The 24,565-nt window shown below is 61.3% G+C and carries 24 protein-coding genes and 1 pseudogene; 10 read left to right on the plus strand and 15 right to left on the minus strand.

The annotated features are described in order from the left end of the window. Positions 1–81 precede the first annotated feature (81 nt). Positions 82–1,038: a nucleoside-specific channel-forming protein Tsx gene (locus FFH90_RS20590; RefSeq protein ID WP_138867957.1), complete on the plus strand. Its 957-nt coding sequence runs from the start codon at positions 82–84 to the stop codon at positions 1,036–1,038. A 24-nt stretch (positions 1,039–1,062) separates the two neighbouring features. After that, complete coding sequence (locus FFH90_RS20595) at positions 1,063–2,097, plus strand: purine nucleoside permease (protein WP_138867958.1); 1,035 nt, start codon at positions 1,063–1,065, stop codon at positions 2,095–2,097. A 93-nt stretch (positions 2,098–2,190) separates the two neighbouring features. On the opposite strand, the gene FFH90_RS20600 is transcribed toward FFH90_RS20595, so the two are convergent. The 3 genes from FFH90_RS20600 to FFH90_RS20610 form a co-directional block, all read right to left on the minus strand. Then, positions 2,191–3,147: a zinc-binding alcohol dehydrogenase family protein gene (locus tag FFH90_RS20600; RefSeq protein WP_138867959.1), complete on the minus strand. Its 957-nt coding sequence runs from the start codon at positions 3,145–3,147 to the stop codon at positions 2,191–2,193. 29 nt (positions 3,148–3,176) lie between these two features. Continuing rightward, positions 3,177–3,350 carry a DUF1427 family protein gene (locus tag FFH90_RS20605; protein ID WP_007933035.1) on the minus strand — a complete coding sequence of 58 codons (174 nt, stop codon included), beginning with the start codon at positions 3,348–3,350 and terminating at the stop codon, positions 3,177–3,179. Positions 3,351–3,446: 96 nt separating this feature from the next. After that, the gene (locus FFH90_RS20610; RefSeq protein ID WP_018925380.1) at positions 3,447–4,235 is read right to left on the minus strand and encodes a helix-turn-helix domain-containing protein; all 789 of its coding nucleotides are present in this window, start codon (positions 4,233–4,235) and stop codon (positions 3,447–3,449) included. Positions 4,236–4,380: 145 nt separating this feature from the next. Here FFH90_RS20610 and FFH90_RS20615 point away from each other — a divergent pair, with 145 nt between their 5' ends. Then, positions 4,381–4,608: a DUF6555 family protein gene (locus tag FFH90_RS20615; protein WP_086945082.1), complete on the plus strand. Its 228-nt coding sequence runs from the start codon at positions 4,381–4,383 to the stop codon at positions 4,606–4,608. A 72-nt stretch (positions 4,609–4,680) separates the two neighbouring features. Here the strand turns inward: FFH90_RS20615 and FFH90_RS20620 are convergent, their stop codons facing one another. The 8 genes and pseudogenes from FFH90_RS20620 to FFH90_RS20650 form a co-directional block, all read right to left on the minus strand. Continuing rightward, complete coding sequence (locus tag FFH90_RS20620) at positions 4,681–4,839, minus strand: metallothionein (protein WP_018925378.1); 159 nt, start codon at positions 4,837–4,839, stop codon at positions 4,681–4,683. A gap of 208 nt (positions 4,840–5,047) precedes the next feature. Next, the gene (locus FFH90_RS30765) at positions 5,048–5,869 is read right to left on the minus strand and encodes a methyl-accepting chemotaxis protein (RefSeq protein ID WP_370695268.1); all 822 of its coding nucleotides are present in this window, start codon (positions 5,867–5,869) and stop codon (positions 5,048–5,050) included. Positions 5,870–5,905: 36 nt separating this feature from the next. Next, a pseudogene (locus FFH90_RS30770) lies at positions 5,906–6,730 on the minus strand (cache domain-containing protein); the annotation flags it as partial. A 91-nt stretch (positions 6,731–6,821) separates the two neighbouring features. Further along, positions 6,822–8,138 (minus strand): Na+/H+ antiporter family protein, encoded by a 1,317-nt coding sequence (locus FFH90_RS20630; protein ID WP_168206204.1) that lies wholly within the window; start codon positions 8,136–8,138, stop codon positions 6,822–6,824. Positions 8,139–8,331: 193 nt separating this feature from the next. Beyond that, positions 8,332–9,645: a sensor histidine kinase gene (locus FFH90_RS20635; RefSeq protein ID WP_018925375.1), complete on the minus strand. Its 1,314-nt coding sequence runs from the start codon at positions 9,643–9,645 to the stop codon at positions 8,332–8,334. Next, entirely contained in the window at positions 9,642–10,310 is a 669-nt protein-coding gene (locus FFH90_RS20640; RefSeq protein WP_018925374.1) for a response regulator transcription factor, read from the minus strand. Before FFH90_RS20640 ends, FFH90_RS20635 begins: the two co-directional genes overlap by 4 nt. 3 nt (positions 10,311–10,313) lie before the next feature. After that, entirely contained in the window at positions 10,314–10,619 is a 306-nt protein-coding gene (locus FFH90_RS20645; protein WP_018925373.1) for a PepSY domain-containing protein, read from the minus strand. Then, complete coding sequence (locus FFH90_RS20650; RefSeq protein WP_138867961.1) at positions 10,619–10,927, minus strand: PepSY domain-containing protein; 309 nt, start codon at positions 10,925–10,927, stop codon at positions 10,619–10,621. Before FFH90_RS20650 ends, FFH90_RS20645 begins: the two co-directional genes overlap by 1 nt. Before the next feature lie 268 nt (positions 10,928–11,195). On the opposite strand from FFH90_RS20650, the gene FFH90_RS20655 reads away from it, so the two are divergent. From FFH90_RS20655 to codA, 5 genes are all read left to right on the plus strand, one after another. After that, the gene (locus FFH90_RS20655; RefSeq protein ID WP_138867962.1) at positions 11,196–12,275 is read left to right on the plus strand and encodes a patatin-like phospholipase family protein; all 1,080 of its coding nucleotides are present in this window, start codon (positions 11,196–11,198) and stop codon (positions 12,273–12,275) included. A gap of 85 nt (positions 12,276–12,360) precedes the next feature. After that, positions 12,361–12,717, plus strand: a complete 357-nt coding sequence (gene queD, locus FFH90_RS20660; RefSeq protein ID WP_007933061.1) for a 6-carboxytetrahydropterin synthase QueD — start codon at positions 12,361–12,363, stop codon at positions 12,715–12,717. 112 nt (positions 12,718–12,829) lie between these two features. Beyond that, on the plus strand, positions 12,830–13,660 hold the full coding sequence (locus FFH90_RS20665; RefSeq protein ID WP_111454122.1) for an alpha/beta fold hydrolase: 831 nt from the start codon (positions 12,830–12,832) through the stop codon (positions 13,658–13,660). Between the two features lie 192 nt (positions 13,661–13,852). Beyond that, positions 13,853–15,124, plus strand: coding sequence for a cytosine permease (gene codB / locus FFH90_RS20670; RefSeq protein WP_064618988.1), 1,272 nt, complete (start codon positions 13,853–13,855; stop codon positions 15,122–15,124). A 13-nt stretch (positions 15,125–15,137) separates the two neighbouring features. Continuing rightward, entirely contained in the window at positions 15,138–16,382 is a 1,245-nt protein-coding gene (gene codA, locus FFH90_RS20675; RefSeq protein WP_138867963.1) for a cytosine deaminase, read from the plus strand. 57 nt (positions 16,383–16,439) lie between these two features. On the opposite strand, the gene FFH90_RS20680 is transcribed toward codA, so the two are convergent. Continuing rightward, entirely contained in the window at positions 16,440–17,432 is a 993-nt protein-coding gene (locus FFH90_RS20680; RefSeq protein WP_138867964.1) for a diaminopimelate epimerase, read from the minus strand. Positions 17,433–17,600: 168 nt separating this feature from the next. Here FFH90_RS20680 and FFH90_RS20685 point away from each other — a divergent pair, with 168 nt between their 5' ends. Together FFH90_RS20685 and FFH90_RS20690 are read left to right on the plus strand one after the other, a co-directional pair. Beyond that, positions 17,601–18,752 carry an MFS transporter gene (locus tag FFH90_RS20685; protein ID WP_111454126.1) on the plus strand — a complete coding sequence of 384 codons (1,152 nt, stop codon included), beginning with the start codon at positions 17,601–17,603 and terminating at the stop codon, positions 18,750–18,752. Between the two features lie 125 nt (positions 18,753–18,877). Beyond that, complete coding sequence (locus FFH90_RS20690; protein WP_138867965.1) at positions 18,878–20,404, plus strand: serine protease; 1,527 nt, start codon at positions 18,878–18,880, stop codon at positions 20,402–20,404. A 60-nt stretch (positions 20,405–20,464) separates the two neighbouring features. Here the strand turns inward: FFH90_RS20690 and FFH90_RS20695 are convergent, their stop codons facing one another. The 3 genes from FFH90_RS20695 to FFH90_RS20705 form a co-directional block, all read right to left on the minus strand. Further along, a complete protein-coding gene (locus FFH90_RS20695) occupies positions 20,465–22,888 on the minus strand; it encodes a TonB-dependent receptor (protein WP_138867966.1) in 2,424 nt (807 codons plus the stop codon). A 97-nt stretch (positions 22,889–22,985) separates the two neighbouring features. Continuing rightward, positions 22,986–23,960 carry a FecR family protein gene (locus FFH90_RS20700; RefSeq protein WP_138867967.1) on the minus strand — a complete coding sequence of 325 codons (975 nt, stop codon included), beginning with the start codon at positions 23,958–23,960 and terminating at the stop codon, positions 22,986–22,988. Positions 23,961–24,018: 58 nt separating this feature from the next. Continuing rightward, a complete protein-coding gene (locus FFH90_RS20705) occupies positions 24,019–24,519 on the minus strand; it encodes a sigma-70 family RNA polymerase sigma factor (RefSeq protein ID WP_064619006.1) in 501 nt (166 codons plus the stop codon). Positions 24,520–24,565 lie beyond the last annotated feature (46 nt).

Genomic DNA, 24,565 nt, shown 5'->3' on the forward strand with positions numbered 1-24,565 from the left:
CGCCGATACCGGCCTGTTCGCCACTTAAACCGCACAAGCCCGCACCATCGGGGCTTCGATACGCACGAAAAGGGACTTTTAATGCATTGCACCTCCAGTCGCGTGACTTGCTCGCGCACGTTTGCTGTTTCCTTGCTGTTGGCCAGCGTTACAGGACTACTCAGCAGCTCCGCGTTGGCCCAACCGACCACCACCGAAGAATCCGCCCAGGGCGAAGCCCTCAGCCCTGAAGCCAACCCACCAAAAAAAGGCGCGTACCTGTCGGACTGGTTCAATCAGGACCTGACCGTCATCGGCAGCAAGGACATCAGTTTCGGCCCGCAACCGGCCGACGACATCTACTTGGAATACGAGTACTTCGGCCGCAAGGGGCCGTTCGAGTTGTACGGCTACATCGACATTCCGAAGATCTTCGACATCGGCAACAGCCATGACAAAGGCGTATGGGACCACGGCTCGCCAGTGTTCATGGAGCACGAACCGCGGATTTCCATCGACTACCTCGCCGGCCGCAGTCTGGCCGTCGGGCCGTTCAAGGAATGGTACGTGGCGTTCGACTGGATCTACGACCACGGCAGCAACAGTGCCAACCGCGCCAACACGCTGTACAGCGGCCTCGGCACCGACATCGACACCCATTCGCGGGTCAATCTGTCGGCCAACTTCTACGGTCGCTACCAGTGGGAAAACTACGGCGCCAGCAACGAGTATTCGTGGGACGGCTACCGCGCCCAGCTCAAATACATCGTGCCCATCAGCAGTTTCAGCAACGGCGCTTCGTTGACCTACATCGGTTTCACCAACTTCGACTTCGGCTCCGATCTGCACAAGGACAACCCGGCCCGCACCGCCAATGCCACCGTGGCCACCAACGTGTTGCTCTACGCCTTCACCCACTTGCGTTTCACCCTGGTCGGCCGTTACTTCCACAACGGCGGCAACTGGGAGGACGGCAGTGAGTTGAATTTCGGCGACGGCGACTTCCGCGCCCGTTCCAACGGCTGGGGTTACTACGCCGGTGTCGGCTATCAGTTTTAAGGCTCATTTGAATCAGGAGGTTTTATGAAAGCAATGACGCGTCTTTCCCTGTCTGTCGGTTTTGCGGCAAGCACCCTGCTCTCTTCCTCTGCCTGGGCGGTAGAAGCGCCGATCCAGCCGAAAGTGATGCTGATCACCATGTTCGCTCCCGAAGCGCAGAACTGGATCGATCGCCTGGAACTCAAGCAGGAAGTGCGAGTACCGGGCCTGTCCGCCGAGTACCCGAACATTCGCTGCAACACCGAACAGGTGTGCCTGATGGTCACCGGCATGGGCCAGACCAATGCGGCGGCCTCGACCCTGGCCCTGGCGCTGTCGCCGAAATTCGACCTGCGCAAAAGTTACTTCCTGATCGCCGGGATTGCCGGCATCAACCCAAAACACGGGACCCTCGGCACCACCGCGTGGGCGCACTACCTGGTGGAGTTTGGCACCCAGTGGGAACTGGATTCCCGGGACGCGCCGAAAGACTGGCCGACCGGTTACCTGGGCATTAACACCAAAGGCCCGAACGAAAAACCGCCGCTGGATTACAAGACCGAAGTCTTCGAACTCAACCCAAAGCTGCAGGCCAAGGCTTTCGCCCTGAGCCACAAGGTCGAGCTGAGCGAGAGCAAGGAGTCGGCGGCTTGGCGCTTGAAGTATCCGTCGGCCCCGGCCAACCAGCCGCCGGTGGTGACCCAGTGCGACACGCTGGCGGGCAATACCTGGTTTTCCGGGACGCGCTTGAGTGAGCGGGCGGAAGTCTGGACAAAATTGCTGACCAACAATGAAGGTGTCTACTGCACCACTCAGCAGGAAGACAACTCCACCTACGAGGCACTGTTGCGGGCCAGTCGCGAAGGTCTGGTGGATGTCCGCCGTTTGGCGGTGGTACGCGCCGGTTCCGACTTCGACCGGCCGGCGCCGGGCCAGAGCGAAGTGTATAACCTGCTCAAGTACGCCGATCAGGGCGGGTTTGTGCCGGCACTGGAGAACCTGTACCGCACGGGGAATCCGTTGGTGCAGGAGATCTTAAAGAATTGGTCGGCTTGGGAGAAAGGCGTGCCTGAGGTTTGAGTTCGGCTTGAGGACGCTTTCGCGGGCAAGCCTCGCTCCTACGGTTCGAAATCGACACCAACCTGTAGGAGCGAGGCTTGCCCGCGAAGCTCTTTACGGCAACAAAATCACCTTGTCGCCACTGCCCTGATTCACCTCGGCATACCGTTCCAGCCCCTCGGCCAACGGCGATTCAACTAGCCCTTCCGGCAACGGCAACAGGCCCTGATCGAAAAAGCTTCCGAACTGTTCGAGCATCGCCGCACACGCCTGAACCCCGTACAGCAACGAATTGATCCCCACCACCGAACCGCCCTTGCGATACAGCGCCAGGGCCGGCAATTGCACATGCCCATCCGCCGGCGCGGCGATGATTGCGATGCGACCGAACGCGGCCAGCGCCGGGACCGAGGCCGGTAGCCAGAAACCGGTGGTGTCGAAGATCACGTCGGCGCCGCCGGCATACACGGCGTTGACCTGTGCGCCCAGGTCCTCAGGCTTATCCAGTTGCAGCGTCTGATAACCCTGAGCCTGCAAATCCTTGACCTGCTCCGGCCGCCGCGCCGCCGCCAGCACTTGGGCGCCCCGGACTTTGGCCAGCGCCAATGCTGCGCCGCCCACCGCCCCGCCGCCGATCACCAACAACCGCGTTCCGGTCGTGACAAGACTGCGTTCCAACGCATCCCACGCCGTGGTGTACGGCACACCGAGGCTGGCAGCCTGGGCAAAGCTCAGATGCGTCGGCTTCAGCGCCACGCCATTGGCTGGCAGTTTGACGAATTGCGCGTGGGAACCGTCGGCAAAGAAGCCCAGCTCCCGGCCGGTGCCCCAGACTTCCTGGCCGATCAGCGCCTGCGGGCCTTCGACGACGATACCGGCGAAATCACGCCCGGGAATCCGCGGCAATGTGGTGTAGGGAAAGCGCCCCAGTACGTTTTTCACATCGCTGGGATTGAGGCCCGCCGCCTTGATCTGGACCAGCACTTCGTCAGCGCCGGGAACGGGGGTGGGCACCTCAACGTAGCGCAGGGCCGAGAGGTCGCCGGTTTTGTCGAATTGCAGTGCTTTCATGGGTATTTCCACCAAATGGATAAGAGGTTTCAGGAGATCCAGCCCGCCACCAGTTGCCGACCCAAGGGCCACAACTGCTCACCGGCAAGCATGCCCAGCAGGCCCACCAGCGCGATGGCCGGCGGTGCGGGGGAACGAAAATCCAGCGCGCCATAGAGCAGGCCGACGCCCAGACCGATACCCAACGAGATAAGGTAGTTCATGACAGACTCCGTGGCATAAGGGGGTATGCGCAGAGTCTAGAGAGAGGTCGCCACGGACGTCGGCCAAGTACTTCTGAATGTCGGCCAAAGCGCTTTTTACGCAGCGCCGCCCCGTTGCTGGCTCACGCAAAACTGCGAAGGCGCGACGCCCAGTTCCCGGCGGAACATGTCGCTGAAGCTGCTCGGCGAATAACCCAGTTCCCGGGCTATCGCGCTGACCGGTACGCCCTGAATCAATTCGGCCGCCGCGGTCGCCAGTTGCACCTGCCGCCGCCATTCGGCGAAGCCCATGCCCAAACCGTCCTTGAACAACCGCGCCAGGGTACGCACGCTGGCACCGGCATTTTCGGCGTGCTGCTCGAAGGGAATGTCCAGCGACGGTGAGGCCATGACCGCCTGGCACAGGTTCATCAGCCGCCGGTCGGAATCGTCCGGTAGCGGTATTTTCAGCAATGAGCGCCGGGCGCGCTTGAGCTCCAGCAAGGCCAGGCCGACCAGCGCGTCGTAGTAATCCGGGGCACCGTCGTCGCCCTGCTCCACCAACCCGACGATCAGTTCGCGCAGCAAGCCGCCGACTTCAATCACTTGCACACTGTCGTCCAGTGTCGCCGCCAATGACGGCCGCAGGTAGATGTTGCGCATCTGCAAGTCAGAGACCACGCGAATCCCGTGCGGCACACCCGGCGGCAGCCAGACCGCCCGTTGCGGCGGCACCACCAGTGCTTCATGGGGTGTCTCGACCCACATCACGCCGCTCATCGCGTACAGCAACTGGCCCCACACATGTTCGTGAGGCTCGATATACAACCCACGCGGGTAAGTACGTGCCAGCGGTTGCACGGGCACATCGGTATCGCTTAAATCAGGGGGGGCGGCCTTGGCCATAGGCTAGGATCATTAGGGGACGGAAAGGCTCCATGGTAGCGAGGCGTGCGACGTGTCGCCAGTCGCTGTAACCGACTGACAATCCGACGGAATTTTTCGCGCGCCTCACGATCCTTCTATAACAACAGGGAGGAATACAGGCTTTATGAACAACGCAAAGCTTTTCGTCATTGAATACACACTTCATGGCAAGCCTAAGTCTTTCATCATCCGCCAGGACAAAATGGACAACGCAGAAGCCTGGCACTGGGCCAGTTGCGATGCCGGCGTAGGCCGGATCCCTCGTTTTGGCCGTGAGCGGGTGCAAAAGACCAGCAAACCTGTGGCGGAAAAATTCGGCGTCGAGAACGTGACCTGGCGGCCGACGAGTTGAACGTTGAACGGGAGGGTGAATATTCGAACTGAAAGTGGAGCCGCAGCGGCTCCACTTTTTTTGGATGAGCGGTCAGGGCTTAGCGCACTTGCAGCCTTTGGTGGAGCATTCTTCGCCGTGTTGGTGATGGTGGGCGCAGGCTTCACAGCAATAGTGCTTGCCGTGACGCACGATGGGGTGATCGCCCAGTTTGCAGGAGCATTTCGGGCAGTCGCAGGTACCGTCGTTCATGAGTCTGACTCCATGGTTAGGGTCGTCCGGGTGCCGCGGGTGCGCGGCACCTGAAGCAAATGACCGCCCGTTGCAGAAACCGGTTCAAACAGATGCCTGGACGGAGTTTGCTTACTATTGAGGGTAGTCGCGATGTGGCTCCCCCGTAGCAGCAGCCTCGCGGGCTCGGCAGCTGCTACAGATCGCAAAACTCTCTCAGCGACATCAATCAAATACGGAATTGCCCGACCAATTGCCCCAGGCGCTGACCGAGATCGGCCAGGCTGCGCGAGGTTTGTGCGCCGCGCTGGGTCTCGTCGGCGACGCTGTCTACCGCCACGGCGATCTGGTGCACGCTGCGGTTGATCTCTTCGGCCACGGCGGTTTGCTCTTCGGCGGCGCTGGCAATCTGCGCGTTCATCGAGTTGATGGTGCCGATCAACTGGGCCATGGCGTCCAGCGACGCCCCGGCCTCGTTGGCCTGGGCCGACGTGCCGTCGCCGGCCTCGCTGGAGCGGCGCATGGACTCGACCGCCGATTGGGTGCCGGCCTGCAAGCGGTCGATCATGCCCTGGATTTCCTGGGTGCTGATTTGCGTGCGGCTGGCCAGCGCCCGCACTTCGTCGGCGACCACCGCAAAACCACGCCCGGCCTCACCGGCGCGGGCCGCTTCAATGGCGGCGTTGAGCGCCAGCAGGTTGGTCTGCTCAGCAATCGAACGGATCACCCCGAGCACGCTGACAATCGACGACACGTCTTTCTGCAGGCTGTCGAGGGACACGCCGCTGCTGCGAATGTCGTTCACCAGTGCATGAATTTTCACGATGCTGCCGGCCACCACGCGCTTGGCGGCCTGGCCTTCTTCGTCGGTCTGCTGGGCAGCGACCGCGGCGTTTTGCGCGCTCTTGGCCACTTCCTGGGCCGCCGCCGACATTTGGTTGATCGCCGTGGCCACCTGATCGGTCTCGTGACGCTGGCGCTCCATGGCCTGATCCGAGCGTTGGGCCTGATCGGAGACCTGATTCACCAGCCCGGTCAGTTGCGAGGTCATTTCGGTGATCTGCCGCACCAGGCCGTGGATCTTGTCGACGAAACGGTTGAACGAGCCGGCCAGTTCGCCGAGTTCATCCTGGCTGGTGATGGTCAGGCGCCGGGTCAGGTCGCCCTCGCCCGCCGCGATGTCGTCGAGGTTGGCTTTCATCAGGTTCAGCGGACGCAGAATGGTATTGGCCAGCAGCATCCCGGCTGCGGCGATCACCAACAGCACCAGCACGGCAATCCCGACAATGCTCAGCACCACGCCTTGCATGCGTTCCTGGACCTTGATCTCGACCAGCGCCACTTGCGCTTCAATGCCGTCGAGGTTGACCGAGGTGCCGACCGCCATGTCCCACTTCGACAGATATTCGGTGTAGCCGAGCTTGGGCACCTGTACTTGGGTATTACCAGGCAGTGGCGAGCTGTATTGCAGGTAGTGGGTCCCGTCCTTGGCGACTTTCACCAGGTCGCGGTTAACGTAGATGCCGTTCGGGTCGCGGTTGTCCTTGAAGCTCTGGCCCACGCCTTCGGGGCTGTTGGCCTTGAACAGGCGCACGGTGTTGGAGTCGTAGCCGAAGAAGTAGCCGTCCTTGCCGTAGGTGATACTCGACAGCAACTTGATCACCTGCGCCCGCGCCGCGTCATCGCCGGGAGCGGCCGCGTCGTAGAGCGGTTTGATCGCGGTCATGGCTACGGCAACGTAGCTTTGCAGGGTTGCCTTGGCATCGCTGAGCAGGCGCTGACGGGTTTCCTCGACTTCCTTGCGGGCCTGTTCCTGCAGGATGAACAGCGTGGTCAGGCTGATGACCAGCGCAAAGAGCAACACCGGGAGGACGGCAAGGGACAGGACTTTGGCCTTCAGGCTCATGCGCATGACGTTCACTCTTTTGATTTTATTGGCGTGGTTAAAGGCTATAACGGCACGCCAGATCAAAAGTTGAACGCGGTCCCACAAGGTAGAGTGGTTACAGAACCATCGCCGCCACCCAACCGAACGCCAGCAACGGCAGGTTGTAGTGCAGGAAGGTCGGGACCACGGTGTCCCAGATGTGGTGATGCTGGCCGTCGATGTTCAGACCGGAGGTCGGGCCCAGGGTCGAGTCCGACGCCGGTGAACCGGCATCGCCCAGCGCGCCGGCAGTGCCGACGATGCACACGATGGCGATCGGGCTGAAGCCCAGTTGCACGCACAACGGCACGAAAATCGCCGCCAGAATCGGTACGGTGGAAAACGACGAGCCGATGCCCATGGTCACCAACAGGCCCACCAGCAGCATCAACAGCGCCCCGATGCCTTTGCTGTGGTCGATCCACGAGGCCGAGGACTCCACCAGTGTCTGCACATGACCGGTGGCTTTCATCACTTCAGCAAAACCGGATGCGGCGATCATGATGAAGCCGATCATCGCCATCATCTTCATGCCTTCGGTGAACAGGTCGTCGGTTTCACGCCACTTGACGATGCCCGACGCCGAAAAGATCAGGAAGCCCACCAGCGCCCCGATAATCATCGAGTCCAGCAACAGCTGAATAATGAACGCCACGACAATCGCCAGACCGGCGACCATCAGGCTCAAGGGGTTGTACTGCACCGCGACCTGTTCGACTTGCTCGATCTTTTCCAGGTCGTAAACGCGCTTCTTGCGGTAGCTGATGAAGGCTGCCGCGAGGCCAAACACCATGCCCAGCGCCGGAATGCCCATGGCATGGGTGACGTTGATGCCGCTGATGTCCACCCCGCTACGGGCGACGTTGGCCAACAGGATTTCATTGAGGAAGATGTTGCCGAAGCCCACCGGCAGGAACATGTACGGCGTGATCAGCCCGAAGGTCATCACGCAGGCGATCAACCGCCGGTCCAGTTGCAGTTTGGTCAGCACATATAAAAGAGGCGGTACCAGCAACGGGATAAACGCGATATGAATCGGCAAAATGTTCTGCGAGGCGATGGCCACCACCCAGAGCAGGCCGATCAGCAGCCATTTGACATTGCCGCCGCCGTTGGTGTGCTGGCGATCGACCATGGCCAGGGCTTTGTCCGCCAGGGCGTGGGCCAGGCCGGACTTGGCGATGGCCACGGCGAACGCGCCGAGCAAGGCGTAGGACAACGCCACTGTCGCCCCGCCGCCCAGGCCGCTGTTGAAGGCTTTGAGGGTCGCATCGATCCCCAGGCCACCGGTCAAACCACCGACCAGCGCACCCACAATCAGCGCGATTACCACATGCACGCGGGACAGGCTGAGTATCAGCATGATGCCGACCGCGGCAATTACTGCATTAATCATCGTTACCTCAAGGCAAGCGGAAAGAGTCCGTCCGGCAGTGCGCACAAGCGCCGCCAGCGGATTGAAGAGAGGGTTTTATTAGAGGGCGCGCACTGTGCCGCAGCATCGTCCCCTTGTCAAAGCGAACGGCTATTGCCGATATTTAACGGATTGCGCTCCCACAGGGTTATGGGTTGGCTTCCGCTCTGTGTCAGCGTTTGGGCAGTTCGATCATCACTTTCAAGCCGCCCCACTCGCTTTCCTCCAGCCTCAACACCCCGCCCCACGTGTCGACGATGTCGCGCACGATGCCCAATCCCAATCCATGCCCATCGGTCTGTTCATCAAGCCGTGTACCGCGGCTGAACACCTGGTCACGCTGGTCTTCGGGAATCCCCGGCCCATCGTCTTCCACGCTCAACTGAAAACTTTCAGCCGTTTCAACCACGCTTAACCGAACCTCGGCATCCGCCCATTTGCAGGCGTTGTCCAGCAGGTTGCCCAGCAACTCCAGCAGATCTTCGCGATCCCACGGCAGTTGCAAACCGGCCGGTGCGCGGTAGCTCAGGTCGAGGTGTTCACCGTGAATCATGTTCAGCGTGGCCAGCAACCCCGGCAGCTCGGCATCGCAATCAAACAACGCCCCCGGCAGTGCATCGCCGGACAACCGGGCGCGGTTGAGTTCGCGATTGAGTCGCTGCTGGACCTGCTCCAGTTGCGCTTGAATCACCTTGCGCAGCTGCGGGTGCGCATCGAGCTTCTCGCTGGAAGCCAGGCTCAACAACACCGCCAACGGGGTTTTCAACGCATGCCCCAAGTTGCCCAAGGCATTGCGCGAGCGCTTGAGGCTATCTTCGGTGTGGGCCAGCAAATGGTTGATCTGCGCCACCAGCGGTTCCAGCTCCACCGGCACGGCTTCGTCGAGTTGCGAACGCTGGCCCTGCTGCAACTGGGCGATTTGCTCGCGGGCCTTTTCCAGCGGGCGCAAGGCGCGGCGCACGGTGATCCGCTGCAACAGCAAAATCAGCAACAGCCCCGCCAGCCCCAACCCGAGACCGACTTGTTGCATGCGACAGAAACTCTCGCGCACCGGCGTGTAGTCCTGGGCGACACTGATGGAAATCGCCTGGCCCAGCCGCCGGTAGTCCGAACGCAGCACCAGCAACTGTTGCCCTTCCGGCCCCAGTTGCAGGTTGCTGTTCAGGCCCGGGTGTTCGAGCCGCGGCAGGTCCTGATCCCATAACGAGCGGGAGCGCCAATGGCTGTCGGCAAAGTCGATACGAAAATAGTGCCCGGAAAACGGGCGCTGATAGGCCGGCGACAGATGGCGCTCATCCAGCTGCAACCCCTGCGGGCCACGCACCAGCGCCACCAGCAGGTTTTCACTGTCGTTGCGCAACCCGGCTTCGAGGTAGCGCTGCAAACCCATTTCGAACAGCCACAGGCTGGTTTGCGCCAGCACCAGGCCGACGATCACCATCACGCTGATCAGGCCCAGGCTCAAGCGACGCTGGATCGACCTCACTGGGCTTGCCCGCCGAACAGGTAACCCTGACCGCGACGGGTTTCGATCACGCTGCGGCCGAGCTTGCGGCGCAGGTGGTTGACGTGGACTTCTAGTACGTTGGAGTCACGCTCGGTTTCACCGTCGTAGAGGTGTTCGGCGAGATGGCTTTTGGAAAGGATCTGTTCGGGGTGCAGCATGAAATAGCGCAGCAGGCGAAATTCGGCGGCGGTGAGCTGGATGTCGGCGCCGTCGCGGGTCACGCACTGGCGACCTTCATCCAGGTGCAGCCCGGCGGCCTTGAGTGTCGGCTGATTGGCCTGGCCGTGGGAGCGGCGCAACAAGGCCTGAATGCGCAGGTGCAGTTCTTCCGGGTGGAAGGGTTTGCTCAGGTAATCGTCGGCGCCGGCCTTGAGGCCTTCGATCCGCTCGGCCCAGGAACCGCGTGCGGTGAGAATCAGCACCGGCGTGGCCAGGCCACCGGCCCGCCACTGCGCCAGCACCTCAAGCCCCGGCAAACCCGGCAGGCCGAGGTCGAGGATGATCAGGTCATAAGGCTCGCTGCTGCCCTGATACACCGCATCGCGGCCGTCGGCCAGCCAGTCCACGGCGTAACCCTGCCGGTTGAGGCCGGCCATCAATTCGTCGGCCAGCGGCACATGGTCTTCCACCAGGAGCAAACGCATCGATCAATCTTCCTTGTCTTTCAGCACGTGGCCGGTGGTGGCATCGACGTCCAGCTCGCGCACCACGCCTTCGGCGGTCAGCAGCTCGACTTCATAAACATAGACGTCGTGTTTTTCTTCAAGCTCGGCTTCCAGCAACTTGGCCCCGGGATAGCGGTCCAGCGCTTGCTGCAAGAGCTGCTCCAGCGGCAGGATCACGCCCTGTTGGCGCAGGCGCAGGGCTTCGTCCTGATCCAGGTCGCGGGCCACGGCCACCGAGCAAAAAGCCAGAAGCACCAGCGCCATGCTTGAAAATGAAAGCACCTTCATTACGTATCCTGATGATCCCTGAGAACCTGCCCGCTGACCGCATCCAATTCCATATCCCACTCAATGCCTTGCGGGTCGCGCAGTTCCATCTGGTATTTGTACTTGCCGTACTCTTCTTCGAGCTCGGTGCCGGTGATGGTCGAGCCGGGGTGTTTGGCCAGAGCGGTGGCGTTGAGCTTCTCGAAAGACACAATGGTATCAGCGTCGTGCAGTCTCAGGGTTTCGTCGGGGCCCAGGTCGCGGGCATGAGCGAGGCTGGCGGTCAGGCAGATGAGGGACGCGGTGAACAGGGCAGTCAGGATTCTCATGGGGTGGCTCCGTATTTTCTTATGTGTTGCCGACGGCGCGACCTTAGCGATTCGAACTTAACTGAAACTGAATTGCCATCATTGGGAATAGCTTACGCATAACCCGTAGGAGCTGCCGAAGGCCGCGATCTTTTGATTTGGATTTTTTGCGTGCATGACGCAGCCAAAGATCAAAGCATCGCAGCCTTCGGCAGCTCCTGCATTGATCGGGGACAATCGCAGCCCAAGAGGTGCTTATAATCCCTGCTTGCCAGACATCGAGACCGGTATGACCGCTATCCACATCAAGTTCCCTTCCCTGACCCTCAAGGCCGGCCCGCGTGCTCTGGCGCGCATCCGTGCCAACGGCTTGAACGCTGCCGATGTGGGCACGTTGCCGGGCGCCGCCGGTGGCCCGAAAGCGCTGGGGATTCAGGGTCTGGACCTGGCGCTGTTTGGCGAATGGCTGCCGGCGGCGCCCCGGGAGCGTTCGCTGATCGGCGCCTCGGTGGGTTCCTGGCGGTTCGCCAGCGCCTGCCTGCCGGATGCCGCCGAAGGCATCCGCCGCCTTGGTCATCTGTACACCGAGCAGAACTTCGCCAAAGGCGTGACCATGGCGCAGATCAGCCAGAGCTCCCGACGCATGCTCGATGACTTGCTCGACGGCCGCGATGCTTCGATTCTGGATAACGCCCACTACCGCCTGAACATCATGGTGGTCAAAAGCCACGGCCTGTTGGCGGACGATCATCGCGGCCGGTTGGGGCTGGGCCTGTCGTCGGTGATCGCCGACAACCTGCGCGGTCGCGCACGGCTGCCGCGGCATTTCGAGCGGCTGATCATCCACGACCCGCGCCTGGCGCCACCGGTCAACACGCTGAACGACTTCCCGTCGCGCTTCATCTCACTGAATGCCGGCAACCTGCGCCAGGCCCTGCTGGCCTCGGGTTCGATCCCGATGGTCATGCAAGGCGTACGCGACTTGCCGGGGGCCGGCGCGGGGACGTTCCGCGATGGTGGTCTGCTGGACTATCACCTCGACCTGCCCTACAGCGGCAACGACATCGTGCTGTATCCGCACTTCACCGACCGGGTGATCCCCGGCTGGTTCGACAAGACGCTGCCATGGCGCCGCGCCTGCCCTGAGCGCTTGCAGGATGTTCTGCTACTGGCCCCGTCGAAGGAATACCTGGCACGCCTGCCCTACGGCAAGCTGCCGGACCGCAACGACTTCAAGCGCTTCATGGGCGATGCCCCGAGCCGACAGAAGTATTGGCGCGCAACGATGGATGAAAGCCGTCGCCTGGGCGATGAATTCCTTGAACTGACCGCCAACGGTCGCCTCGGCGAGCGCTTGCTGACCCTTTAGTCAGTGTTTTGCCCGGAGCTCTGGTAAACTCGCCACCTGCCCACATCGCCGCGGCGATCGCCACCTGAAAGAGCTGAACATCACTGTGGAAATATTCAAAGAGTTTACCTTCGAATCCGCCCATCGCCTGCCCCACGTACCGGACGGCCACAAGTGCGGCCGCCTTCACGGTCATTCGTTCAAAGTGGCGATTCACCTGAGCGGCGACCTCGATCCGCACACCGGCTGGATCCGCGATTTCTCGGAAATCAAAGAGATCTTCAAGCCGCTCTACGAGCGCCTCGATCACAATTACCTGAACGACATTCCCGGCCTGGAAAACCCGACCAGCGAAGTGCTGGCCAAGTGGATCTGGAATGAGTTGAAGCCGTTGTTGCCGGAACTCAGCGCGATCCGCATCCACGAGACCTGCACCAGCGGTTGCATCTATCGCGGCGAGTAAACGTAAATCCCACAAGGAGAATGCGTTTCGTCAGTGATATGAAAAACAGCCTTCAATGGCTGTTTTTTTATGCCTATGCTTTTGGGCTCGCACACGCCAAGAGGACGCACCCATGACTGACTGGCCGCTGGCTCAGACCTATCGTTTCAACGGGCACTCCGTTCGCTACGCCGTGCGTGGCGACGGCCCGCCGCTGGTGTTCGTGCATGGCACGCCCTTCTCTTCTCATGTGTGGCACCGGATCGCGCCGCACTTCATCACCTCGCACCGGGTGTATTACTTCGATTTGCTGGGTTACGGGCAGTCCGCACAGCCGGACGGCGATGTGTCGCTGGGCGTACAGAACCAACTGTTGGCGCAATTGCTGGAGCACTGGGGCCTGGAACGGCCAGACGTGGTAGCCCACGATTTCGGCGGCGCCACTGTGTTGCGCGCGCATCTGCTCAATGGCAAGGATTACCGCAGCCTGACGCTGATTGACCCGGTGGCGCTGTCGCCCTGGGGTTCGCCGTTCGTGCAGCATGTGCGTCAGCATGAAGCGGCGTTCAGCGGGCTGCCTGATTACATTCAACGGGCGATTGTGCCGACCTATATTCGTGGCGCGATCAAGCGCGAGATTTCCGATCAGGAGCTGGCGCCTTACGTGCAGCCCTGGCTGGGTGATTCGGGGCAAGCGGCGTTCTATCGGCAGATCGCGCAGATGGATGAGCGTTATACCCGCGAGATCGAAACGCTGTACCCGACGATTCGCTGCCCGGTGCAGATTCTCTGGGGGGAAGACGATCAGTGGATTCCCATTGAACGCGGGCGGGCGTTGCATCAGATGATTGCGGGGTCGCAGTTTCATCCCGTTGCGAATGCCGGGCATCTGGTGCAGGAGGATGCACCGGAGGCGATCATGGCGGCGATATTGCGGTTTTTGCCGTTGGCACAGAACGCCTGATCGACGGAGCCCCCTCGCCACAGGACTTTGTGACTACCTGATTGCTGCGTTCCAATTTGAACCACTGCCGCACTGCTTTCGTGCCCCTCTTCAGGCTAAATCCGCCGGCTCGGCTATAAAGAACAACACCCTCGCGCCATTGGCACGAGCACTGCAACACCCTCGCGTCCTCCATCCAGCAAGGAATGCCACATGACGCAGAACGATCCGGGCAACGATTACCCTTTAAGCGAAGTCCCGATGCATGCCCGCAAGGGGCTCGCCTCCACAGCCATGGTGCTGCTGGGTTTTACCTTCTTCACGGCGACCATGTTTGCCGGCGGCAAGCTGGGGGTGGCGTTCAGTTTCAGCGAGATGCTGGCGGTGATCATCGCCGGCAATCTGCTGTTGGGAATCTACGCAGCCGGGCTTGGCTACATCGCCTTCAAAAGCGGCCTCAATTCGGTGTTGATGGGCCGTTTCTGCTTCGGCGAAGTGGGCAGCAAGCTCAGCGACCTGATCCTCGGCTTCACCCAGATCGGCTGGTATGCCTGGGGCACCGCGACCGCAGCCGTCGTACTCGGCAAATATTTCGAACTGAATGAAAGCACCGTTCTGGGGCTGATGGTGCTGTTCGGCCTGGGCTTTTGCGCCACGGCGTACATCGGCTATCGAGGGCTGGAGATTCTGTCGTACATCGCCGTACCCGCCATGATGTTGCTGCTGACGCTGTCGATGTGGGTCGCGACGGTGAAGGTCGGCGGGCTCGAGGGTTTGCTCGCCGTGGTGCCGACGGCAACACTGGACTGGTCGACCGCGATTACCCTGGTGTTCGGCACCTTCGTCAGTGGCGCGACCCAGGCGACCAACTGGACACGTTTCTCCCGTTCGGCGCGAGTCGCGGTGCTGGCGAGCCTGATCGGCTTTTTCATCGGCAACGGCCTGATGGTGTTGATCGGTGCCTATGGCGCGATCGTCTATCAGCAACCGGACGTAGTCGAAGTGCTGTTGCTGCAAGGCTTCGCCATGGCCGCGATGGCGATGTTGCTGCTCAACATCTGGAGCACCCAGGACAACACGATCTACAACTTCGCCGTCGCCGGCTGCAATCTGTTGCGCACCGGCCGGCGCAAAACCGTGACCCTGGCCGGCGCGGTGATCGGCACGCTGCTGGCGCTGCTGGGCATGTACGACATGCTGGTGCCTTACCTGATTCTGCTGGGCACGGTGATTCCGCCGATTGGCGGGGTGATCATGGCGGACTTTTTCTTCCGTTACCGTGGGCAATATCCACGCCTGGCCGATGCCCGGTTGCCGGCGTTCAACTGGCCTGGCCTGAGCGCTTATGCGGTCGGCACCGTCGCAGCATTCAGCTCGCCGTGGATCGCGCCGCTGGTAGGGATTGCCACTGCCGCGCTAACGTATGTGTTATTGACCGGCGTACTGGGTGCCCGTACCGCCGAAGCACCACTACAAGATCTCTAAAAGGACTCGCCTGATGCACATCATCAACGCCCGCCTGCGCAACCAAGAAGGCCTGCATGAGTTGCACCTGGAAAACGGCCTGATTCACAGCATCGCCCGGCAAACCGAAGCCCCGTCACTGGGGCCGAATGACCTGGACGCCGGCGGTAATCTGGTGGTGCCGCCCTTCGTCGAACCGCACATTCACCTCGATGCCACCCTGACTGCCGGCGAACCGCGCTGGAACATGAGCGGTACGCTGTTCGAAGGTATCGAGTGCTGGGGCGAGCGCAAGGCCACCATCACTCAGGAAGACACCAAGACCCGCGCCAAAAAAACCATCCAGACCCTCGCCGCCCACGGCATTCAGCACGTGCGCACCCACGTCGATGTCACCGACCCGGAACTGATCGCGCTCAAGGCGATGCTCGAAGTCCGCGAGGAAAGCCACCACCTGATCGACTTGCAAATCGTCGCGTTCCCCCAGGAAGGCATCGAGTCGTACCGCAACGGGCGCGAGCTGATGGAAGAAGCGATCCGCCTGGGCGCCGATGTGGTCGGCGGCATTCCGCATTTCGAATACACCCGGGACCAGGGCGTAAGCTCGGTGAAGTTCCTGATGGACCTGGCCGAACGCACGGGCTGTCTGGTGGACGTGCATTGCGACGAAACCGACGACCCGCACTCACGCTTCCTTGAAGTGCTGGCCGAAGAGGCCCGCAGCCGCGACATGGGTTCGCGCGTCACCGCCAGCCACACCACGGCGATGGGCTCCTACGACAACGCTTACTGCGCGAAACTGTTTCGCTTGCTCGGGCACTCGGGGATCAGTTTTGTTTCTTGCCCCACCGAAAGCATTCACCTGCAAGGCCGCTTCGACAACTTCCCGAAACGCCGTGGCGTGACTCGCGTGAATGAGTTGCTCGAAGCGGGGATGAACGTGTGTTTCGGTCAGGACTCGATCGTCGACCCGTGGTATCCGCTGGGCAATGGCAACATCCTGCGGGTGCTCGAGGCCGGTTTGCACATCTGCCACATGCTCGGTTATCGCAATTTGCAGAGTGCGCTGGACCTGGTCACGGACAACAGTGCCAAGGCGATGAACCTGGGCGATCGCTATGGTCTGGAACGGGGCCGGCCGGCGAATCTGCTGATCCTGTCGGCGGACAGCGATTACGAAGTGATCCGCAGCCAGGGTCTGCCGCTGTATTCGATTCGCGGGGGCAAGGTGTTGATGAAGCGGCAGATGCCGGTGGTTGAGTGGGCGGATCGGCTCTGAATCTTCGCTGACCGTTCGGGCGTCATCGCGAGCAGGCTCGCGATGACGGTCTCAAAATCACCCCATCAACCGCGCCGTCCCAAACAACCTGACCCGACTCAATTCGCCCTCCCGTTCTTCCAGCAGAATCGGCGCCGTGCCGCCGGGCATGACCACTTTCACTTCCCCCGCCGCCACCCAACCCACTCGCCACGCCGCGCACGCCACCGCACTGGCGCTGGTGCCCGACGACGCCGTCGGCCCTTCACCACGCTCGAACACCCGCGCAACGATTCGCCCTTCGGATTCAAGCATCGCCCATTGCAGGTTCACCCCGGCCGCACACGGCTGCCCTGCCCCGGTCGGCGTGGCGTAAGCGATGCGGGTCAACCCTCCAGACAACTCCGGCTCGCGCATTTGCGCGTTGCTCGGCAACGCATCGGCGCCTGTCACTAACGTCACACAATGGGGGTTACCGATGCGCACGAACTGGCTGCGGTTCCAGGCAGGGTCGAGCGTCGACAATGGCCGCACGTGACTGACATCACGCCCGTCCAACACGACGGCTTCGACCCCTTGCGCACCCACCGCTTCAGGCCCGAACGAAGGCTGCCCCAAGTCCAGCCAGAACCCTTGCACGCCATCGATTTCGGCGGGGCTCACCGAAGTCGCCACTGGCGAGAGCGCATCGCGCTTGTCGTGATGAACCCTGAGCAGGCAAGCCTCCTCCCTCGGCATCAGCCCTTGTTCACTCAGGGCCTGGGAAAAAATCGTCAGGCCATTGCCACTGCGCTCGGCCAGGCTGCCGTCGGTGTTGACGATCAGCAGGTCAAACGGCGGCGAAGATTGAAACGGCCCCACCAGCAAGCCATCGCAACGATGCGCCTTGCTGCCGGGCGGTTGTGTCCCGGGAGCCCAGCCGCAGAATGCCTCGATGGCCGACAACGCCCAGGCCTCACGGGTTTGCGCCGCCTGGCTGGCCTGTTCAGGCAGCTCGATACCGCTATCGCGCAGGGCGTCAGGCGCCACCACCGCGTAAATATTGCCTCGAGCATCGTACATCCGCGTCATGGCGCCCCCCCTATGAACAATTGATGCGTCGACAATATCGCGAAACAACGGCTGGCTGTGCAAGGATGTCACTCTGCGTGACTGCTGCCCCCGCCTGAACGTGGTGATCGAACCCTTTGCGGTTGTTCACTGTCCTTTGGGACGCGACGTTTTTTGCCAAGGATCGATATGACCAACCTCAACACCCAAGCCACCTTCGTCCCCGGACGTCTGGAACAGATGTCCACGCGCATCGCCTTCTTCATCGCCGGTTTCGGCATCGCGGCCTGGGCGCCGCTGGTGCCTTATGCCAAGGCGCGGGCTGGACTGGATGAAGGCACCCTCGGGCTGTTGCTGTTGTGTCTGGGGGTGGGTTCGATTCTGGCGATGCCCATGGCCGGGATTCTGGCGACGCGTTTCGGCTGCCGTCGGGTGTTGAGCGGCGGCACCTTGTTGATCTGCGCGGCGCTGCCGCTGTTGGCGACGGTATCCTCGATTCCGGCGTTGATCGCGGCATTGTTCATGTTCGGCGCCGGCCTGGGCACGGTGGATTCGACGGTGAACCTGCAAGCGGTGATCGTCGAGCGGGCCAGCGGCAAGACCATGATGTCGGGTTTTCATGGGCTGTTCAGCCTCGGCGGGATCGTCGGCGCGGCGGGTGTCAGCGGCCTGCTCGGTCTGGGTTTTTCGCCGCTGGGGGCGATGTGCGTGGTGATCGTGGTGCTGGTGCTGGCATTGCTTAAAGCCGCGCCGCACCTGTTGCCTTACGGCAGTGAAAGCTCCGGCCCGGCATTTGCCGTGCCCCATGGCATCGTGCTGTTTATCGGCGGGATGTGCTTCATCGTATTCCTGGCTGAAGGCGCGGCACTCGACTGGAGCGCGGTGTTCCTGGCGCAGGAACGCGGGATCGACACCGCGTATGCCGGGCTGGGTTATGCGGCATTTGCGCTGACCATGACCGCCGGGCGATTGACCGGTGACGCGATTGTCCGGCACCTGGGCGCCACGCGGGTGATTCTGTTCGGCGGACTGATGGCTGCGGCAGGATTGTTTCTGGCGACCTTCGCACCGGGATGGCAAGCCGCGCTGCTCGGTTATGCGCTGCTCGGTGCCGGTTGTTCGAACATCGTGCCAGTGCTGTACACCGCCGTGGGCAAGCAGACGGTGATGCCGCAAAGCATCGCGGTGCCGGCCATCACGACCCTGGGTTATGCCGGGATTCTGGCGGGACCGGCGGTGATCGGTTTTGTGGCTCATGGCAGCAGCCTGAGCTTCGCGTTCGGTCTAATGGCGGTGCTGCTGGTGGCGGTGGCGATTGGTGGGAAAGTGCTGAAGGTCTAACGCTCAGCAGCACGAAAAACGACAGGAGGTCGTATTTTTCGCCGCTTTACTATCAGTTCTGACAGTAGACACGTTTTGGCTGAGCATCGACCATGAGTTGAATATCCCAGGCGGGTGAGCTCCTCATGAACACGTTCAACCTCAAGGTTCTGCTGGTTTTGTTGCTGCTGATGGGCGCGAACGGTTGCAGCAAATCGCCGCTTGCCCAACATGACTGGGGCGAGGGTATTGAAAATTTCGCACCGGCACGTCTCTTGTCCAATGCCGACGGGCGATACAACCATTGGCAGTCCATCGCCAGGGTCAAGGTTGATGAAGGCCGGATCTGCAGCGGCAGCCTGATCGATACCCGTGGAGCAAACGATGATCGCAGCGGCCCAGCGTATTTGCTCACCTCAGGTCATTGTGCAAAAGGTAATGTCGGTCGATTTATCGTGAACGAGCCTGCGTCCGGACAGGCTACCTTCAATTTTTTCCGGGACACGACGCCACAACAAAAAAACTATCCCATCACCAGAATCGCCTGGAGCACCCTGCGTGGCCAGGACATTGCGCTGCTGGTACTCGATCGCACCCTCGGCCAAGTGATGAACGATGGCATCCAGCCCTTGAAAGTTGCGAGCCATGCCCTGACCGAAGGCACCGATACGCTGGTGGTTGGCGCCGCTGTCGATGATTTTATCCAGCGTTCGGCATGTCCGCAGGAACACCGCGCAGGAATTCTCGAAGCCGGGTGGGTTTGGGTGGATCAAATCAGCAATCGATGCCTGGGGGTCATCAATGGAATCTCTGGCTCTCCACTCCTGAATCGTTACACCAACGAAATCGTCGCGGTGATTGGCACCACCACGCGCGACAGCGGGCGATCGCGATGCAGTATCAGCGCACCTTGCGAAGTCATCGAAGGCATGCCCAATAAAGCGCAAGACACCAATTACGCGACGCCCGCCAATGGCCTGGATACCTGTTTTAGAGGGGGGCGCTTCGTTGGGGACCGCCAGCCCTGTGTACTGGGGCCCGTGTCGGAATTCGGCTCGAAGTATGGCGATCACTTCCTCAAACAGCCCCGAGATGAACAAGGGAACTACCTGCCGTTGTTGTGGGAGCATCGTTTTTCGAGCAACCAACCCTTCTTTCGCTTCAAGTACACGCGCACTGCCGAAAATTGTGCGGATATCAGAGATTACAGTGAGGTGCGTACCACTGACTCAGGCGGCGAGAGCGAGTTACGCTATGAACTGCGCCAAGGACCAGGGCTGTATTTCTTGTGCGTGATGGGGCAAAACCATCAGGCGGGACCACCCGGAAAATGGGATGCGCGAAACGCCAGGATTTTTTGGCGGTGGGTATTGGCAGAACCCGCTCAAATGGCGCCAGTATTCAACATCACGAATAGAGGAGAGGGCGTCTATTCTGTAGCGCCTTCTCAGGTCACGCCCGATCTGGATGTAGCAGGGCATCAATACAAGATCGGTACATCGGCCACGATTGATTGCCAACAAGCTGAGGGATACAAGCAGGTCAGGCCGCCACTGCTGGATTTTGAAGTGGACACGAGCGACGGCGAGAAAAAAATCTGCCTCAAGACCGTGGACATGGCAGGCAATCCTTCGCCTGTCATCGACTTCCGACTGCCAGACGCCGCCCCGTAAGCCTGTGTCGACACCTATCAGAAGCTGATCGGCAACCCCGAATTGCCGACCAGTCACTCATCAGAATCCGACGCTGGCCTGCACAAAGAACGTGCGTGGCGCGCCGACGTACATCCCCGAGTTGTTGTCGCTGGAACGGGTGAAATACTGCTTGTCGAAGATGTTTTTCACCCCGGCGCCGACTTTCAGGTTCGACAACTGCGAACCGAAGTCATAACCACCGCGCACGTTCCAGGTCACGTAACCCGGGATGTCACCGTACTGCCCGTCTGCGGAACCTTCGGTGATGTAGTTGCCGCTGAAGCTGCCATCGGCATTCACTCCGGTCCCCGGTGAACGCTGCCTGGACTGGGCAAAGGCATCGAGGTTGTAGGTCCAGCGGTTGATGTCGTAACGCAGCCCGGCGGTGGCCACCTGACGCGAGTAGAACGGCAGATCACGGCCCTTGAAGCCCGGGATCTCGCCTTCATACGTGGCGCGGGTGTAGGTGAAACCGGCGTTGGCGGTCAGGCCATCGAGCATCGGGTTGAGCGCCGACAGGTCGTAATGCACCGACGCTTCAAGGCCCTGGTGCTTGGTCGCGCCGAGGTTGGTCCAGCCCACGTCGTTGCTGATGTATTGCAGTTCGTCATCGAAGTCGATGTAGAACAGCGTCACTTCCCCGCCCCACACGTCATCGTTGTAGCGCGTACCGAGCTCGTAGGTCTTGGCTTTTTCCGGGCTCAAGCCATTGGCGGTGTTGTCACCCGAGCCACCCTGGCCGAGCTGGAAATATTGCAGGCTGCCGAACGAGGTTTCGTAGTTGGCGAACAGTTTCCAGGCCTCGGACAAGTGATACATCACGCTCAAGGCCGGCAGCGGTTCGTTGCTGTCGATGCTGCGGCGTTTTTCCTGCACGCGTTTGCCGGCGGTGTCGAGCACCGGCCTGTCGTGCCATTCGGTGCTGATGCTTTCAAAACGGATGCCGGGGGTCACGGTCCAGTTGCCGACGTCAATCTTGTCATCGATGTAAACGGCGTGGGCCTCGGTGCCACCGGTGCGGTCCTGGAACACATGGCCATCGGACGTTTTGGTAACCACCGGCTGATTGTTCACCAGCGCCAGACGGCTCGACTCTTCGTGCATGCCTTCTTTCAGGTAGCGATAACCGACGCTGGCTTCCTGCGTGGTCGGGCCCAGGTCGAACACATGGGACACCCGCGGTTCGATGCCGAAGGTGTAGTACGTGCGCGGGTAGGAGCTGAGGGTTTTCTGGTCACGCGCGGCGATGGTGCTGCCACGGAAGCTGTCGGAATAGTAGGTCAGCACTTCGGCCTGGGTCCGGTCATCGATCTGTCGCGCCCATTTGAACGACACGTCCTTGCGGCGGCCGCTGAAGTTGTCGTGGTCGCGGTCGGACTGGAACGGATCGGCGTCGTACTGCTTCTGCGTCAGGCCGCCGGGCATGTCGGCGGTGGCGTCGTAGTAATGGAAGTTGAGGCTGAAATCGTCCTGATCGGTGGGCGCCCAGTGAGTCTTGAGGATCACGTCGTCGATGTCATTGCCGTTGTTGCTTTTGCGATAACCGTTGCCGTTCACCCCGGAATACAACAGCGCCACGCCCATGCCGTTATCGGCGGTGCCGCCGAGAAACGCGGTGTCGATGTGTTTCCAGCCACCACGCTGGGTGGTTTCCAGGGTGGTGCCGATTTCACCGGTGGCTTTCTCCGGGATCGCGCGGGTGACGAAGTTGATCACGCCACCGACGTTCTGCGGCCCGTAACGCACGGAACCGGCGCCGCGCACCACGTCGATGCTGTCGAGGTTGCCGGAGGAAATCGGCGCCATCGACAGCTGTGGCTGGCCGTAAGGGGCGAAGGCAGCCGGCACACCGTCGATCAGTACGGTGGAGCGTGGCGACAGGCGCGAAGTCAGGCCGCGCACACCGACGTTCAGGGAGATGTCGCTGCCGCCAGTGCCGTTGGCGTCCTGCACTTGCACGCCGGGAACACGCCGCAATACGTCGCCGACATTCATGGCGCCCTGCTCGACCATCGCTTCACGGCGGATCACCGTGCGCGCGCCGGGATGGTTTTGCACCACGGCGGCATCGGCGTCACCGAGCCAGTCACCCACCACCTTGATGTCGGTCACGCCCAGTTCCAGCGGGCCATTTGAGGCGGAAGTCGGTGCCGGCATCAGCGTGACCGAACCCTCATCGATCTGGTATTGCAGACCGCTGCCTTGCAGCAATTGGCGCAAGGCCTGTTCCGGCGAGAGGTTGCCGTCCACTGCCGGAGCCTGTTTGCCGGCCACCAGTTCCGGGCTGAAAAAAACCTGCAGCGAGGTTTGCTGGCCCAGCTGACTCAAGGCCTGGCCCAATGGCTGCGCCTGAATATGAATGGCATCGGCGGCGAATGCCTGAGGCAGCGCCGAGCTGACCGCCAGGGCGAGCGCGAGGGGCAGCCAGGATGACTTGTTATTTTTAGCGGTGGTTTTCTTCACGTCGAACGTTGTCCTGTGGATCGCAAGAGTGTGCGTCTGTTAATGCAAACCAGTTGCAGTTGGACAAGAAGACGAAGAACTCGAAAAAAACCTGAATCTATCGGGAAATTATTTCCTGGCTGCCGTCATCAAGGGGGCGGATGGCCACCGGCAGAATGCTCGGCAAGGCCTTGAGCAGCGCATCAGTGTCGTCGGATTTGAACACACTGGTCAGGCGCAGGTTGCCCACGTTGGCGCTGCCGACTGTCAGCGGTTTCTCCCGATAACGCGACACTTCTTCGGCCACTTCGCTGAGGCTGGCGTTGTTGAACACCAGTTTGCCGCTGCGCCATGCGGTCAGTTCCGCAGGGTTGACCATATAGGCGGTGGCCACCTTGCCCTGGGCATTGATGCGAGTGCCGAAGCCGGCGGTGAGGCTGACGAAATCATCGCCGCCCCCTTGAACCCTGACCGTGCCCTGCTCCACCGCGACCCTGGTTTCGGCGCTGTCGCGGCGCACATCGAACCGGGTGCCGGTGACCGTGACCTTGCCGCTGCCCGCCTCGACCACAAACGGTCGACTGCTGTCGTGCTCGACGCTGAACATCGCCTCGCCTTGCATCAACTCGATGCCGCGACGGTCCTTTTCATAGCGCACCTGTACCCGGCTGCGGCTGTTCAGATCAATCACCGAACCGTCCGGCAACGCCACATGACGACGCTCGCCAAGGGCCGTGGAATATTCAGCCGTGTAGGTCGCCGGAGGGTTCAAGCCGCTGAACAGCCCCAGACCGAGCGCCACCGCCAACACGCTGGCGGCCACCGCGTAACGCACCAGCGGACGACGTTTACTGCGCACCGCCGGGGTTTCACACAAGGCGTGCAGACGCTTGGCCGGCAGCCGATCGGCCGCCACCCACAGGTTCTGGAGTATCTGATATTCGTTGCGATGCTGAGGGTGTTCGTCCAGCCAGATCTCGAAGCGGCGCTGCTCTTCGGCGCTGACGGCAGGTTCCTGCAAACGCACAAACCACCGCGCCGCGTCGTCGCGAACCGTTGTTTGCCCGCACGCACAATCACGAGTATCCATCATGGAAAGTCCTGCTTGGCTGGGGATGAGAAGCCGGCGATCTGTTCGGGACGACGCAACATCATGGCTGTGCCCCGTCCAGACGATCACGCAGATGCCGCAGGGTGCGGATCATATACTTTTCCACCATGTTCCTGGACAGCCCCAGGCGCTCGGCGATTTCGGCCTGGGTCAGGCCTTCGATCTTCTGCCAGACGAACACCTTGCGGCAGTTGAGCGGCAACTCGGTGAGCGCCCGCTCGATGGAATCCGCCAACTGGATCGCGTGCATGAAATGCTCCGGGTCGCCGGACGACGACACACTGTGATCGATCGCCTCCGACTCCATGGCGCCCCGCCGATCCTCACGCCGATAACCGTCCACCGCGATGTTGCGCGCGGTCTGGTGCAAATACGCCCGAGGTTGCTGCACCGCCGCCGAATCGGACTCGAGCACCCGCACGAAGGTGTCATGGGCCAGGTCCTCGGCCTGCTGACGATTTCTCAGACGACGGGTCCAGGTGCCGATCAACTCTTCGTAATGCTCGAAAAAGCCAGGTCTGCGGGGCAGCTTGGGGGTCATTGCGGCGTGCTGTAGGGATGAGGTGCGAATAGTAATGCTTCCTATT

This window comes from Pseudomonas sp. ATCC 43928 (genome assembly GCF_005938665.2).
Lineage (GTDB): Bacteria > Pseudomonadota > Gammaproteobacteria > Pseudomonadales > Pseudomonadaceae > Aquipseudomonas.

Coding starts and splice junctions, on each gene's coding strand:
- FFH90_RS20590 (WP_138867957.1), top strand. CDS start 82: ATGCATTGCACCTCCAGTCGCGTGACTTGCTCGCGCACGTTTGCTGTT.
- FFH90_RS20595 (WP_138867958.1), top strand. CDS start 1,063: ATGAAAGCAATGACGCGTCTTTCCCTGTCTGTCGGTTTTGCGGCAAGC.
- FFH90_RS20600 (WP_138867959.1), bottom strand. CDS start 3,147: ATGAAAGCACTGCAATTCGACAAAACCGGCGACCTCTCGGCCCTGCGC.
- FFH90_RS20605 (WP_007933035.1), bottom strand. CDS start 3,350: ATGAACTACCTTATCTCGTTGGGTATCGGTCTGGGCGTCGGCCTGCTC.
- FFH90_RS20610 (WP_018925380.1), bottom strand. CDS start 4,235: ATGGCCAAGGCCGCCCCCCCTGATTTAAGCGATACCGATGTGCCCGTG.
- FFH90_RS20615 (WP_086945082.1), top strand. CDS start 4,381: ATGAACAACGCAAAGCTTTTCGTCATTGAATACACACTTCATGGCAAG.
- FFH90_RS20620 (WP_018925378.1), bottom strand. CDS start 4,839: ATGAACGACGGTACCTGCGACTGCCCGAAATGCTCCTGCAAACTGGGC.
- FFH90_RS30765 (WP_370695268.1), bottom strand. CDS start 5,869: ATGACCTCGCAACTGACCGGGCTGGTGAATCAGGTCTCCGATCAGGCC.
- FFH90_RS20640 (WP_018925374.1), bottom strand. CDS start 10,310: ATGCGTTTGCTCCTGGTGGAAGACCATGTGCCGCTGGCCGACGAATTG.
- FFH90_RS20645 (WP_018925373.1), bottom strand. CDS start 10,619: ATGAAGGTGCTTTCATTTTCAAGCATGGCGCTGGTGCTTCTGGCTTTT.
- FFH90_RS20650 (WP_138867961.1), bottom strand. CDS start 10,927: ATGAGAATCCTGACTGCCCTGTTCACCGCGTCCCTCATCTGCCTGACC.
- FFH90_RS20655 (WP_138867962.1), top strand. CDS start 11,196: ATGACCGCTATCCACATCAAGTTCCCTTCCCTGACCCTCAAGGCCGGC.
- FFH90_RS20665 (WP_111454122.1), top strand. CDS start 12,830: ATGACTGACTGGCCGCTGGCTCAGACCTATCGTTTCAACGGGCACTCC.
- codB (WP_064618988.1), top strand. CDS start 13,853: ATGACGCAGAACGATCCGGGCAACGATTACCCTTTAAGCGAAGTCCCG.
- codA (WP_138867963.1), top strand. CDS start 15,138: ATGCACATCATCAACGCCCGCCTGCGCAACCAAGAAGGCCTGCATGAG.
- FFH90_RS20680 (WP_138867964.1), bottom strand. CDS start 17,432: ATGACGCGGATGTACGATGCTCGAGGCAATATTTACGCGGTGGTGGCG.
- FFH90_RS20685 (WP_111454126.1), top strand. CDS start 17,601: ATGACCAACCTCAACACCCAAGCCACCTTCGTCCCCGGACGTCTGGAA.
- FFH90_RS20690 (WP_138867965.1), top strand. CDS start 18,878: ATGAACACGTTCAACCTCAAGGTTCTGCTGGTTTTGTTGCTGCTGATG.
- FFH90_RS20700 (WP_138867967.1), bottom strand. CDS start 23,960: ATGATGGATACTCGTGATTGTGCGTGCGGGCAAACAACGGTTCGCGAC.
- FFH90_RS20705 (WP_064619006.1), bottom strand. CDS start 24,519: ATGACCCCCAAGCTGCCCCGCAGACCTGGCTTTTTCGAGCATTACGAA.